This window comes from Flavobacterium agri, assembly GCF_013401995.1.
GTDB classification, from domain to species: Bacteria; Bacteroidota; Bacteroidia; order Flavobacteriales; family Flavobacteriaceae; genus Flavobacterium; species Flavobacterium agri.
The window spans coordinates 261,820-274,940 of the sequence record NZ_JACBJI010000002.1 but is presented as its reverse complement, the minus strand read 5'-3'; the positions used below and the strand labels follow the sequence as shown (position 1 = coordinate 274,940).

At 47.9% G+C, this 13,121-nt stretch carries 12 protein-coding genes and 1 pseudogene; 2 read left to right on the top strand and 11 right to left on the bottom strand.

The genetic code is table 11. The features are described from left to right. Positions 1-189: 189 nt before the first annotated feature. The gene (locus HZF10_RS05290) at positions 190-1,572 is read left to right on the top strand and encodes a PQQ-dependent sugar dehydrogenase (RefSeq protein ID WP_176005139.1); all 1,383 of its coding nucleotides are present in this window, start codon (positions 190-192) and stop codon (positions 1,570-1,572) included. Positions 1,573-1,638: 66 nt separating this feature from the next. Here HZF10_RS05290 and HZF10_RS05285 read toward each other — a convergent pair whose 3' ends face one another. Then, positions 1,639-2,598, bottom strand: a complete 960-nt coding sequence (locus HZF10_RS05285) for an OmpA family protein (RefSeq protein ID WP_176005138.1) — start codon at positions 2,596-2,598, stop codon at positions 1,639-1,641. 184 nt (positions 2,599-2,782) lie between these two features. Beyond that, positions 2,783-3,544 carry an exodeoxyribonuclease III gene (locus tag HZF10_RS05280; RefSeq protein ID WP_176005137.1) on the bottom strand — a complete coding sequence of 254 codons (762 nt, stop codon included), beginning with the start codon at positions 3,542-3,544 and terminating at the stop codon, positions 2,783-2,785. Between the two features lie 336 nt (positions 3,545-3,880). Here HZF10_RS05280 and HZF10_RS05275 point away from each other — a divergent pair, with 336 nt between their 5' ends. After that, complete coding sequence (locus tag HZF10_RS05275; RefSeq protein ID WP_176005136.1) at positions 3,881-5,695, top strand: GNAT family N-acyltransferase; 1,815 nt, start codon at positions 3,881-3,883, stop codon at positions 5,693-5,695. On the opposite strand, the gene HZF10_RS05270 is transcribed toward HZF10_RS05275, so the two are convergent. The 9 genes and pseudogenes from HZF10_RS05270 to HZF10_RS05235 all read right to left on the bottom strand — a co-directional run bounded on the left by HZF10_RS05270 (position 5,692) and on the right by HZF10_RS05235 (position 12,991). Beyond that, a complete protein-coding gene (locus tag HZF10_RS05270) occupies positions 5,692-6,066 on the bottom strand; it encodes a DUF2752 domain-containing protein (protein WP_246282481.1) in 375 nt (124 codons plus the stop codon). The two genes, HZF10_RS05275 and HZF10_RS05270, sit on opposite strands and share 4 nt — an antisense overlap. 61 nt (positions 6,067-6,127) lie before the next feature. Beyond that, positions 6,128-6,493 carry a DUF4234 domain-containing protein gene (locus HZF10_RS05265; protein ID WP_176005134.1) on the bottom strand — a complete coding sequence of 122 codons (366 nt, stop codon included), beginning with the start codon at positions 6,491-6,493 and terminating at the stop codon, positions 6,128-6,130. Between the two features lie 64 nt (positions 6,494-6,557). Then, positions 6,558-6,947: a VOC family protein gene (locus tag HZF10_RS18155; RefSeq protein WP_176005364.1), complete on the bottom strand. Its 390-nt coding sequence runs from the start codon at positions 6,945-6,947 to the stop codon at positions 6,558-6,560. Positions 6,948-6,968: 21 nt separating this feature from the next. Beyond that, positions 6,969-7,907, bottom strand: a pseudogene (locus HZF10_RS05260) (2-hydroxyacid dehydrogenase); the annotation flags it as partial. A gap of 33 nt (positions 7,908-7,940) precedes the next feature. Beyond that, complete coding sequence (locus HZF10_RS05255) at positions 7,941-8,588, bottom strand: hypothetical protein (protein WP_176005133.1); 648 nt, start codon at positions 8,586-8,588, stop codon at positions 7,941-7,943. A gap of 116 nt (positions 8,589-8,704) precedes the next feature. Then, positions 8,705-10,057, bottom strand: coding sequence for a magnesium transporter (mgtE, locus tag HZF10_RS05250; RefSeq protein WP_176005132.1), 1,353 nt, complete (start codon positions 10,055-10,057; stop codon positions 8,705-8,707). Further along, entirely contained in the window at positions 10,038-10,826 is a 789-nt protein-coding gene (rsmA, locus tag HZF10_RS05245; RefSeq protein WP_176005131.1) for a 16S rRNA (adenine(1518)-N(6)/adenine(1519)-N(6))-dimethyltransferase RsmA, read from the bottom strand. The genes mgtE and rsmA overlap by 20 nt, the downstream gene beginning before the upstream one ends. Position 10,827: 1 nt before the next feature. Next, a complete protein-coding gene (locus HZF10_RS05240; protein ID WP_176005130.1) occupies positions 10,828-11,148 on the bottom strand; it encodes a DUF4286 family protein in 321 nt (106 codons plus the stop codon). Between the two features lie 64 nt (positions 11,149-11,212). After that, entirely contained in the window at positions 11,213-12,991 is a 1,779-nt protein-coding gene (locus HZF10_RS05235; RefSeq protein WP_176005129.1) for a tetratricopeptide repeat protein, read from the bottom strand. Positions 12,992-13,121 lie beyond the last annotated feature (130 nt).

Below are 13,121 nucleotides of genomic sequence, written 5' to 3'. Positions count from 1 at the left end.
AAGGAAGAAAAAACCTACAACAATTTTATGTAGTTTGTCGGATTTATTGAACACTTCGTCGATAAAACAATAATTCGAAATTTTACTATATTGCTGTTTTACAGTAAATTATATAAGTATGAACCATACTCCTCTTAAATCGTCTGTACATTTCCTATTATCTTTATGACAACCTAAAAAACAATAGCCATGAAAACACTTCTATCTACTATGCTTTTGATGTTGGGAATAAGCGTGTTGGGCCAAACGATAGGCCTTACGACGGTCGCTTCCGGATTTTCGGGGCCGATCGCGATTGAAAACGCCGGAGATTCGCGGTTGTTTGTCGTACAGCAAGGCGGCGCGATCCGAATCCTGAATCCCGCAACTGGAACAATCAACGCTACCAATTTTCTTACGCTTACCACGGCTACGATCGCTACCGGCGGCGAACGCGGGCTTCTTGGCTTGGCGTTCCATCCGAATTATGCCAGCAATGGCTACTTTTACGTGTATTATACCCGAACAGGCGACGGCGCTTTGGTCGTTTCGCGTTATTCTGTAAGCGCGAATCCCGATGTAGCCGACGCTTCTAGCGGATTCCCTATCATCTCGGTGCTTCACCCTACGAACAGCAACCACAACGGCGGATCGCTCAGATTCGGGCCCGACGGCTATCTGTACATCGGCATGGGTGACGGAGGTGGCGGAGGCGATACGCCCAACAATGCCCAAACCCTTACTCAAAACCTCGGTAAAATGTTGCGTATCGATGTCGATTCGGCTTCGCCATACGGCATTCCGGCGACGAATCCTTTTGTAGGCATTGCCGGAAATGACGAAATCTTTTATGTAGGTGTGCGAAATCCCTGGAAATGGTCGTTCGACAAGGAAAACGGCGACTTATGGATTGCCGATGTCGGTCAAAACGCGATCGAGGAAGTAAACCACCTTGTGTCTCCGCTAACGCCCGGACAGAATTTGGGCTGGCGCTGTTATGAAGGAAACGTGCCTTACAACACGTCGGGTTGCCAACCGGCTTCGAATTACGTGATGCCTTTGGCGCAATACACGCATGACGACACCAACGGATGTTCGGTCACGGGCGGTTATGTGTATCGCGGCAGCCAGTACCCGAATTTCATCGGAAAATATTTCTTCGCCGATTACTGCATCAGCGAACTCGCGACCATCAATGCGGGCGGAAGTACCATTACGTGGACGAACAACCTGAATTTCGCAGGTTCGATAACGACTTTCGGACAGGGCATGAACGGGGAATTATACGTGAACGGAGGCGGCACGATTTACAGGATCATCGACACATCTTTAGGTGCCGATGATTTTGCGCGCAACGGCATGCGCCTTTACCCGAACCCAAGCGAAGGCGAAGTGTTTCTCGATGCTCCGAATTTGCCTTATCCGGCACAATTCAAGGTGTACGAGAATACCGGAAAAATCGTGGTGGACGAGCGCATCGAAAACACGTTGGGCGGACATTTCACGACAGGAGATTTGGCCCGAGGCGTTTATATGGTGATGCTCGAAGACAGCCAGGGAAATATGTACAGAACCAAACTTGCTATAGAATAAGTTCGATTTTCGTCAATAAAAAAAGGTTCCTTGTTCGGGAACCTTTTTTCGTAGCATTTCTATTGGTTAAATCTCGTTGAGCATCTTCGATATCTCATCGAGTTTTGGGGTAAGGATGATTTCTATGCGTCGGTTTTTGGCTTTGCCTTCGGGCGTGTCGTTACCCGCGATCGGGGAATACTCGCTTCGTCCCGATGCGGTAAGGTTGCCCGGGTTGATGCTCTTGTTCTCCATCAGGATGTTCACGATGGCCGTGGCACGCTTGGTAGACAAATCCCAGTTGTCTGAAATCTGGCCAGAGCCTTGGTATTTCACGTCGTCCGTGTGGCCTTCGATTTGTACGGTGATGTCCGGGTTTACGCCCAACACCTTACCTACTTCCACAACGGCGCGGCGTCCTTCGCTTCCGACAGCCCAACTTCCCGAACTGAAAAGCAGCTTGTTTTCCATCGAAACGTACACTTTGCCGTTCTTTTGCTCTACGGTCAAGCCTTTGCCTTCGAAGCTGTTGAGCGCTTTAGACAAGGTTTCCTTGAGCTTTTTCATGGCCGCGTCTTTTTGCGACATCATGTTCTCGAGTTCGGCCAAACGTTGTGAACTCGATTGCAAATCGGACTTTAGCTTGTCAAGACGTGCCTGTTCGGCGGCGAGCGCTTTTTCTTTGGCTTCGAGTTTGGCCAAAAGCTCGCGGTTCTTGTTCATGTTGCTTTGCAGTTCGTCGCTGCTGTTCTTTTCTAAAGCGGCATAAGACGATTGCAGGTTCTTGAGGCTGTTCGAGGCGGCCAAATACTCGTTCTGCAGCTTATCGCGTTCCGATTTGGTCTTCGCGAGTTCGTCCTGAAGCGTTTTGTAATCGAGGTCGAGCTGGTTTTTCTCTTTGGTCAGGTTGTCGTTCGTATCGGCGAGCGAGCGGTTTTCCTTTTTGAGCTTGGCGTATTTGTCCTCGAGTTCGGTGTACAATTTTTTGGACACGCACGATGTGGAAAGCACGGCGATCAAAAGTGCGACTGTGATTTTCTTGGTCATTTGGTTTTGATTTGGATTCGTAGGAATCGTTTATGGTGGTTTTGTTGATTTCGACGAAGGAGAAATCTCATCCAAGGCGAACTGGTCGAGATTTCTCCTTCGTCGAAATCAAAACCTCATCAAACCACTCCGTACAAAATTAAAAACCCGCATCGGGCAAAGGATGCGGGTTTTGAAAAGTTATTCACTCGATTTCAACAAGCACCGGACAATGATCGGAATGGTGCGCATCCTTAAGGATGACCGCGCGCTTGAGTCGGTTTTCGATCTCGCGCGTGACCAAAAGATAATCGAGACGCCAGCCTTTGTTATTGGCACGGGCGTTGGCGCGGTACGTCCACCAGGTATAATGATGCGGATCTTGGTTGAAATGCCTGAACGAATCGATGAATCCCGAATCGATGAACATGCCCAGCCATTCGCGTTCGCGCGGCAAAAACCCCGAAACATTAGCGTTGCGGATCGGATCGTGGATGTCGATCGCGTTGTGGCAGATGTTGTAATCGCCTCCAATCACGAGGTTCGGGATTTCTTTGCGCAGGTGCGAGATGTACTTGTGGAAATCGTCCATATATTGGAATTTGTGGTCGAGACGCGCGATATTGGTTCCAGACGGCAAATACAAACTCATCACCGAAATGTTGTCGAAATCGGCGCGCAGGTTACGTCCTTCAAAATCCATCGATGGGATTCCGGTTCCGAAAACGACATTCTTGGGTTCGGTTTTGGAAAGGATTGCCACGCCGCTGTAGCCTTTCTTTTCGGCCGAAAAATAATATTGGTACGGATATCCGGCTTCCGAAATCAATTCGGTCGGGATTTGGTCGCGCGTGGCCTTGATTTCCTGCAGGCAGATCACGTCCGGGTCGGCCATTTTGAGCCATTCGATAAAACCTTTGTTGATGGCGGCGCGAATGCCGTTGACGTTATAGGAGATGATTTTCATTAGTATGTAAAATGTTTTTTTGTGAAATGTGAGATGTGAGATGTGAAATGTGAGATGTGAATCTTTTGAAATATTGGTTTTTCTTGTCAGCATTCGATCCAAAGTTATGATTTGGACGCGTAATTCAAATACTCGCATCCTAAATCCTCCAACAATATTATACGGAGTCGACCATATCACATTTTACATTTCACATCTCACAAAAAACATTTCCAGTCTCCGTAGCAATATCTCAACACTACTGCCAAATCCGCTCGAATTTTTGCGAGAAATGCAAACGTTACAGTCGCTTAACATGGCGTAATTTTCCTATCTTTGCCCGATAAACCAAACCAAATGGGGCTCGTCACCGCTAAAGAAATCGCACGTGCGATAAATGCTGACAAATATGGAGTTTTCGGGACTTTTGCCGGCTGGGTGCTGATGAAAGTGCTTCGTATCTCTACCCTGAGAAAAATCTACAACAGGCATAAGGACGAATCGGCCGTAGACTTCCTGAATTCGGTCATAGGCGAATTCCAGATCAAGTTCGAGATTCCCGAAGAAGATTTCAAAAGACTTCCTAAAGAAGGCCCTTATATCACGATTTCAAACCATCCGCTTGGCGGCATCGACGGCATTTTGCTGCTCAAGATGATGCTCGACCGCGAACCCGATTTCAAGATTATCGCGAACTTTTTGCTGCACCGCATCGAACCGCTCAAACCGTATATCATGCCGGTAAATCCGTTCGAGTCGCACAAGGACAAATCGAGCGTGATAGGACTTAAGGAAACGTTCCGTCATTTGAAGGACGGACATCCGCTGGGCATGTTCCCTGCCGGAGAAGTTTCGACGTTTAAAGACGACAAACTCATGGTAGACCGTCCGTGGGAAGAAGGCGCGATCAAAGTAATCCGCAAGGCACAAGTTCCGGTCGTGCCGATTTATTTCCACGCGAAAAACAGCCGCCTTTTCTATTTCCTGTCGAAAATCAGCGACACTTTAAGAACGGCGAAGCTTCCGTCGGAACTGTTGACACAGAAAAAGCGCGTAATCAAAGTGCGCATCGGGAAACCGATTTCGGTAGCCGAACAAAACGAATACCAATCGCTAGAGGAATACACAACGTTTTTGCGTACCAAGACGTATATGCTCGCGAACGCTTTCGAGAACGATCCGTCTTTCCTGAACAACGCGAACAAGCTGTTGCAACAGCAGCAACGTCCGCCCAAGCAGATCGTGCATCCGGCGAACCAGGACAAGATACTCGAGGAAATCTCGATGTTGCGCCAAACCGACGACGCTTGCTTTACGCGCAGCAAGAACTACGAGGTTTTCTTTACCGAAGCGCAGAAAATCCCGAACATCCTTCACGAGATCGGGCGTCTCAGGGAAATTACGTTCCGCGAAGTAGGCGAAGGCACGAACGAGTCGATCGACCTTGACAAATACGACCAGTATTACCATCATATGTTTTTGTGGGACGACGAGGCGAAATGCATTGCCGGCGCGTACCGCATGGGATTGGGAACCGAAATCTATCCGAAATACGGCATAGACGGTTTTTATTTGCACGAGCTTTTCCGATTCGAACCCGAATTGTTCCCGATGATGAGCCAATCGATCGAAATGGGACGTGCGTTCATCGTTCCCGAATACCAACAAAAACCGATGCCGTTGTTCCTGTTGTGGAAAGGCATCGTGCATACGACATTGCGCCATCCGGACAACAAATACCTGATCGGCGGCGTGAGCATCTCGAACCAGTTCTCGAATTTCTCGAAATCGCTGATGATCGAGTTCATGAAGTCGCATTATTACGATCCTTATGTGGCGTCGTTGGTGTCTCCGAAAAAGGAATTCAAGGTCAAATTGAAAGATGCCGACAAAGATTTCGTGTTCAACGAAGCCGAAGCCGACCTCAACAAATTCGACAAGATCATTGACGAGGTCGAACCGGGGAATTTGCGCTTGCCGGTGCTTATCAAAAAGTACATCAAGCAGAATGCGAAAGTGGTCGCGTTCAACGTGGATCCTTTGTTCAACAATTCGGTAGACGGTTTGATGTACATCCGCATCGCCGATTTGCCCGACAGTACCGTAAAACCCGTACTCGAGGAATTCCAGGCCGAACTCGAAAGAAAACTGGAGAAAAAAGGCGAAATCTAACGCCAGATCGATTGTAGCATCACCTCATCATAAGTGTGGTTTGCCAGGAAAAAGCACAGTCGTATAAAGTGATAAACAATCAGGGTTATCGCAAGCGTCCATCCTATTTTTTTACTGTAGAAAACAGAATTGAAGTATTCTTTTCCCGTAGAAAGTTCCAACGGCAAAAGAACCAACAATCCTAGGCAGAAAACAAATGTCGAAAGCCCGAAAATGTGGTAATACAGGCTTTTGTAAATATCGCCTTCATACAAAAAAACCAAAGATTTGGTAATCCCGCAACCCGGACAAGGCATGCCCGTGAGCATTTTGAACGGACAGAACGACTGGGCGGTTTCGAGATGGTTTCCGCTTTCGGTGAGATGTATCAAAAAAGGAATTGCCAGGGTCAAAACAGCCCCGGCAATTCCGTAAATCTTGTACTTTTTCTTCTTATTTGTAAAGCTTGTTGATGTCACCTTGTACGATCATTGCGGCTACCATCGGGAAAAAGAATCCTAAAACCAACAAAAGAACCGATTGGTCTTTTTGTGTCTCGCCTGTTTTTTGATACAAAACCGGCAACGCTTCTTTCCCTGCGAGGTAATAAAAATACATGTTTACGGGTGTGCAGCATCCGGCGAAAATCGCGATCGGCTGCGAAATGACTTCACGTCCTACTACGGCGTTCATCACTTGTGCCGCTTTGATGTTCCAGTAAATGAGGTACAGGCCGCAGGTCAAAAACCCGAGCACAAGCACCAAAATAGGGTCTACGTTGAATACAGGAATGTCGTTGTTCTCCCTAATTTCTTCCATATTTGTTTGATTTAAAGGTTGGTTGATTTTACGAAGAACGGAAAATCTCACAAAAAAAGCAAACCTACAGGAAAGCGCTGTCGAACGGTTCCCAAAGTTCGATCTTATTGCCTTCTAAATCGAGTATCCATGCGAATTTGCCGTATTCGAAAGATTCGGGCTCGCCAACCAGCGTCACGCCTTCGTTTTTGAGTTGGGCAAGCAGCCTGTCGAGGTTTTCGACGCGGAAATTCTGCATGAACGGCTTGGTCGACGGTTCGTAATACGTCGTGTCTTCCTTGAATGGCGACCATTGCGTAGAACAGTCGTTTCCATCGGCGTCTTTCCACCAAAATGTCCAACCGTATTGATCGACCGGAATTCCCAAATGTTGTTTGTACCAAGCCTTCAACGCGTCGGGGTCTTTTGCCTTGAAGAAAAAACCGCCGATTCCCGTGACGCGTTTCTCGGGCATTTCGCCAATCGTGTATCCGAAATAGAGCATCTTGATTTTATTGACGATGACCTGGGCGAGTCGTTGTTTGCTTTCGACTGTCCAACCCGCGATGTGAGGCGACAACAGCACGTTTTCGGATTGGAGCAGATATTGGAACGCCGCTGGCATTTCCCCGTCGAACAGATTTTCGAACGAGAGCTTTTCGTATTCAAGTACGTCCAAACCTGCGCCAAGGATTTTCCCCGATTCCAAAGCCGAAACCAAATCATCGGTCACGACGTTTTTGCCGCGTGAGGTATTGATGAGCCAAAACGGTTTTTCGAACGCGTTGATAAAGGCCGAATCGACCATTTTGTCTGTTTCGGGCGTCCATGGTATGTGAAGGCTGAGCACGTCGGCTTTTTGCTGAAGTTCCGATAACGAAACCTGCTTGGCATTGCCGTCGGACACGTTTTCCTGAATATCGTAACACAAAACCTCGACATCGAATCCTCGCAGTTTTTTGGCGAACGATTTCCCCATGTTGCCGTACCCGATGATTCCGACCGTTTTGCCGTCGAGTTCGTGTCCGCGGTTCTTTTCGCGATTCCAGTGACCCGCACGGATTTCTCGATCGGCTGTGTTGAGTTTGTTGAAAAGACTAAGCAGCATGCCTAATGAATGTTCGCCCACGGCATTTCGGTTGCCTTCGGGAGCGGCTATGAGTTCGATGCCTTTGGATTCGGCATAGTCGATGTCGATGCTTTCGAGTCCGGCGCCGACGCGGGCTATGAATTTGAGGTTCCGAGCGCAGTCGAGGAACTGTTTGTCGATCTTGAAACGGCTTCGGATGACGATACCGTCATAATCGGCGATCTTGGCTTCGACTTCCGATTTCGAAGACGTATAATCTTCGTGGTTCTCAAAACCCGAATCGGCAAGTTGTTGCAGTAAAATTTGATGGTTGCTGTCTAGATGAAGGATTTTCTTGGCACTCACGGCTGTGTTTTTGCCAAAGTTACCAAAAAGGCATTATTCATTGAAGATGACCATGTCTGAAATGATGCCTGTATCGGCAGCCCAAGTGTCCGAAGTGAGTACTTTCCCTTTGTCGTCGGTCACTTCGTATGTGATCGTACTCGGCCAAACCGTGCCTACGTCGGTGACTTTGAGCGCTACTTTATTGAAACCTTTATCCAACGGAATGTCAATCGATTCGCGCGTACCCGTCATGACAAGGTCGCGTACCAACCTATCGTTGATGTAAACCGAAATACGCTCGCCGTCTATGAAAGCTCCCGTATCCTGATAATGAATCGTAATCAAACTGCTCTTCACGCGAAATTCGCCTACGTGCTTGTTCACGCGCAATTCTTTGAAATTCTTCCCGCCGCTGCCTTCGGTGTTGATTTTCTCGGCTACCGCATCGCCCGGATTCTCAAATTTTGGCTTTGGCGCACCAAAATTGATCTTGTTGTCCAGATCCAGACTGTAGGTTTTAGAAGGTTCGCCCTTAATCGAAGGCGGCACATAATACGGATCTTTCTTTGGAGGCGTAACCACAGGCGCGGTTATTTCGGGAGGTTTGATCGGCGGAATGTTGAGCGCGTTGTTGCCCGTGTCGCGCTGTGAAAAAGCGTTCGCAGCGACCAAAAGCAATATGGGCAACCATAATTTCATGCGTTCAAATAAATGAGAGTCACAAATGTAACGGAGAAACTTTCGCTTCGGTATGGTTTAACTTAAAATTGTAGTTTGGATGCAATCGCCGTGGTTCCTCGACTGCGCTCGGAACCTCAAAACCCCAAAATCAACTTCGCAATCGAGAAGTAAATCAAAATCCCGCAAATATCATTGCTCGTCGTAATGAACGGGCCGGTCGCGAGAGCCGGGTCAATCCCGAACTTATCGAGCAAAATCGGGATAAAAGTACCGATAAGCGACGCGATGATGATTACCGAAACCAAAGCGATGGTCACGATTAACCCTACGATCATTTCGACGTCCAAAAGAAAATGACTCCCGAGGAAAAGTATGATGGCCAGGATCGATCCGTTGAGCAACGCAAGCGACACTTCCTTGATCAATCGGTTGAAAAGCGAACCGCTGATGGTGTTGTTGGCCAAACCCTGAACGATGATCGCCGACGATTGTACGCCCACATTTCCCGCCATTGCCGCAATCAAAGGCGTGAAGAAAAACAAGTGACCGTGTTCAAGCATCGCGCCTTCGAACAAACCGAGTACGCGAACCGAAATGAATCCGCCCAAAAGTGCGAGAACCAGCCATGGCAAACGCGCGCGCGTCAAATCGAGGATGCTGTCATCGGCCTCGACGTCCTGTGAGATACCCGCCGCGAGCTGGTAATCCTTGTCGGCTTCGTCCTTGATTACGTCTACGATGTCGTCGATCGTGATGCGCCCTACGAGAATACCCATTTCATCGACTACTGGAATCGCTTCCAAATCGTATTTCTGCATGATGCGCGCAACCTCGACGTCTTCGGTATCGATTTTCACCATGTTCAGTTTTCGGATATAGACATCCGAAATCGCCGTTTTGGTAGAAGTCGTGAGCAAATCTTTCAATGACAAACGCCCTTTCAGCCTGTCTTCGTCATCGACTACATAAATCGAATGCACACGCGACACGTTTTCGGCTTGGATGCGCATTTCCTTCACACACGTCAAAACGTTCCAGTTCTCGTTGACTTTGACGAGTTCCTTGTGCATCAAACCGCCCGCCGTGTGCTCGTCGTAACGCAAGAGTTCGACGATGTCCTTGGCGTGCTCCACGTCCTGAAGCTCGAGGATGACCTCCTCTTTCCGGCTTTGCGGAAGTTCGGCTATGATGTCGGCGGCGTCGTTCGTATCGAGCGCGTCGAGTTCTTCGGCAATCTCTTTAGGGGAAAGGCGCTCAAGGATGTCCTCGCGTTGTTCCTCGTCGAGTTCCAAAAGGATTTCGGCCGTCTTCTCGGTATCGAGAATTTTGAAAATATACGTGGCTTCGTTGGCGTCGAGTTCGTCGAGGATTTCGGCAATATCGGCAGGGTGCAGATCGTTGAGCAGGGTTTCGAGTGCCCTGTCGTCTTTGCTCGTGATGAGCACTTCGATTTGCGAAATTAATTCCTTACTGACTTTGAACTCCATCAGCCTCGATGTTTTGGGTTACCGAAATGAACTGCGCCACGTCCAGTTGCTCCGGACGGAGGTCAAAGATAGGATTTTCGCGCAATTTTTCGGACAGGCCGAAGCTTTTTAAACTGTTCCGGAGTTGTTTCCGACGTTGGTTGAAAGCGGTCTTGACGACATTGAAAAAGAGCTTTTCGTTACACGGAAGCGTATAGTTTTCCTTCCTCGTCAATCGCAAAACGCCCGATTTCACTTTAGGCGGAGGCGTGAATACGTTCTCGCTCACGGTAAACAAATATTCGGCTTCGTAAAACGCCTGCACCAAAACCGAAAGGATTCCATAGGTCTTGCTGCCTTTTTTCTCGCAGATGCGTTCGGCCACTTCCTTTTGGAACATACCCGAAAACTCGGGAATCTGATGCCTGAAGTCGAGCGTCCTGAACACGATTTGAGACGAGATGTTATACGGAAAATTCCCGATGATCGCGAATTGGCGCTCCTCGAAAACCTCTTTGATGTTGTATTTCAGGAAGTCTTTCGAAATGATCTTGCCGTGAAGCTTCGGATAATGCGCATTGAGATAATCGACCGATTCGTGGTCGATCTCGATCACATAAGTCGTAAAGTCTTTTTCGAGCAGATATTTCGTCAAAACGCCCATTCCGGGACCGATTTCCAAAACATCCGAATAACCGTTTCCGCTAAGGGTTTCGGCAATTTTTCTCGCGATGTTCTCGTCGTTGAGAAAGTGCTGGCCGAGGTGTTTTTTGGCTTTTACCTTATCCATGTCATACGGTTTTGTGATCCGAAATCAACTCGAGTTCGGTGCGGAACGCCAGCATTTTATCGCCCCAAAGCGCGACTCCTTCGGCTCTCAATCTTGGCGCGTCTTCTTCGTAATAACGCTCGAGCATTTCGCGGTTTTCGGCGCAATATTGTATCGAATACGTCGTGCCGCCCATGTCTTCATCGACCAAAACCTTGACCATTCGCGCCGAGGTGAATTTGCCCGTCGCGAGCACGTCGGCTATGTGTTTGTGCTGGATCCAATGCATCCATTCGTCGTGAACGGATTCGTGTATGTTGATGGTGACGTTGTATAGAATCATGATTTGATGTTTTGATGTTCCGAACAGAAACGATCGGAATTTGGAATTTGGGTTTTGAAATTTTCTACAAGTTCGTATCGCCGCGCAAAGTGCGGTATTTCTTTCTTGCTTCGACGAAATAAATCGAATCCTGATGCTCGAATATCACTTTCTCGTAAAGCGGTTTGGCTTTTTCGGGATCTTTGAGGTTGTAGTTGTAGATGTCGGCCGAGAAGTACAAGGCTTCGTCTACATAAATACCGTCTGCGTGGTTGTCGATGATACTTTTGTACAGCGTCAAAGCCGTATTGTAATCGCCTGTCTTTTCGTAAATCCTGCCCAAACGAAGCAAGGCCACACCTTCGATCGGCTGACCTTTGAATTCCTGCAAAATGGCCTGGAACGCGGCTTCGGATTCCTTTATCTTGTTCTGGTAAAGCAAATAATCGGCTCGTGCGAACTTTTTGAGAGCCGTTTGCGTGGAATCTTCGACGGTATTGTCCGAAATCAGAAGGAAATATTCCAAAGCGTCATTCGCGATCAATTGCGTCGATGCCGATTTGAGCGTCTTGAACTGCGCTTGCGCCCAAGTGAAATCGCCTTTAAAGTAGCTTGTACGCGCCGACTTGAGGCTGGCTTCATGTCCGACGGCATCGTTTTTCAAATCGTCCTCGATCTGCGAATAATAAATCAACGCCTGGTTGAATTTCTCTTCGTACAGCAAAATATCGGCAAGTTCCATTTTCACGTCCGATTGCTGGTATTTGTTGAGTTGGAGCTGCAACGCTTCCTTGAGCAAGGTTTTGCCCAATTCAGGATTTTTCATGTTGAACGTCACGAAATGCGCCTGCAGAATCTGCAAATCCAACGTGAACGGATTGAGTCCGAACTCGTCCATGAGCTTCTTGAAATCGCCTTCAATCAACGCGTTGTCTTTATCGGTCGCCGATTTGACGCGCATTTCCATAAGGTAATAATTGGCCTTGACACGCAAATCGATATCGGTCGTATTTTCCAAAACCCATCCGAAAATCTCCTTGGCCGTCTCGGAATCGTTTTCCTGAACCGCAAGTTCGGCGAGGTTCACGATGTTGAAGAACGTCTCGGGATTGCGTTTGTAGATCGCCTTTTCCTGTATGAACGCTTTTCCGTATTCTTTTTGTTGGACGTAGAACCAGCTCAGGTATTGGTTCCAGAAAATGTCCTGGTTTTTTTGGGCACGCAATAATAAAGCTTTGCGAAGGGTTTCGTTGAAATTCGTGTCGGCGTCCTCATTCATGAAACGCGACAACTGGTTTTGCACGACGATACCGCTGTTCGGATTCGTGAAGGCCTCGTCGAGAAAGGTATTGATCATCATCTCGGTATTGCCTTGTTGTCCGTAAAGCAACGCCATCTGATAGTTGAAATTCATTTTCGGTTCCTTCTCGAGCGCAAGTTTATAGGCGCGCAACGAATAATCGAGCAGCGAACGTTTTTCGAAAGTCGAGGCGACACTATAAACCTCTCCTACATTCTGCTTGATACGGTCGAGCGCGTCCTCGTAATATTTCTTGGCTTTGGATTCGTCCTTTTTGAGTTGGTAATTGTACCCGATCTCGACCAAAAGACCGCCTTGTTTGTATCGGTCGAAGCGTTCGCGCAACAGGCGTTCGGCTTCTTCAAGTTGTTGCAATTGCTGGAAAGATTCGATCAGACGTTGAAAATAAATGCTGTTCGACGGCTGGTTCTTGAGCAATTCCTGATAACTGACTTTGGCCTTCTCGAATTCGCCTTTGTCAAAGTAATTCTGGGCGAGCTGCTCGTTCTGTGCGAAAGCGGCCAACGAAAAAAGCACGGCGATAAGGGCAAATATGCGTTTCATTTCGGGTATTCCTAGACCTTTCCAATATAACACTTTTTTGTACGGATTAGTGTATCGGAAAGCGCAAAGATACGGGCGTTGAGGCATTATGCACGCACTTTTGGGAAAAACCCAAGATTTTTATGGGTTT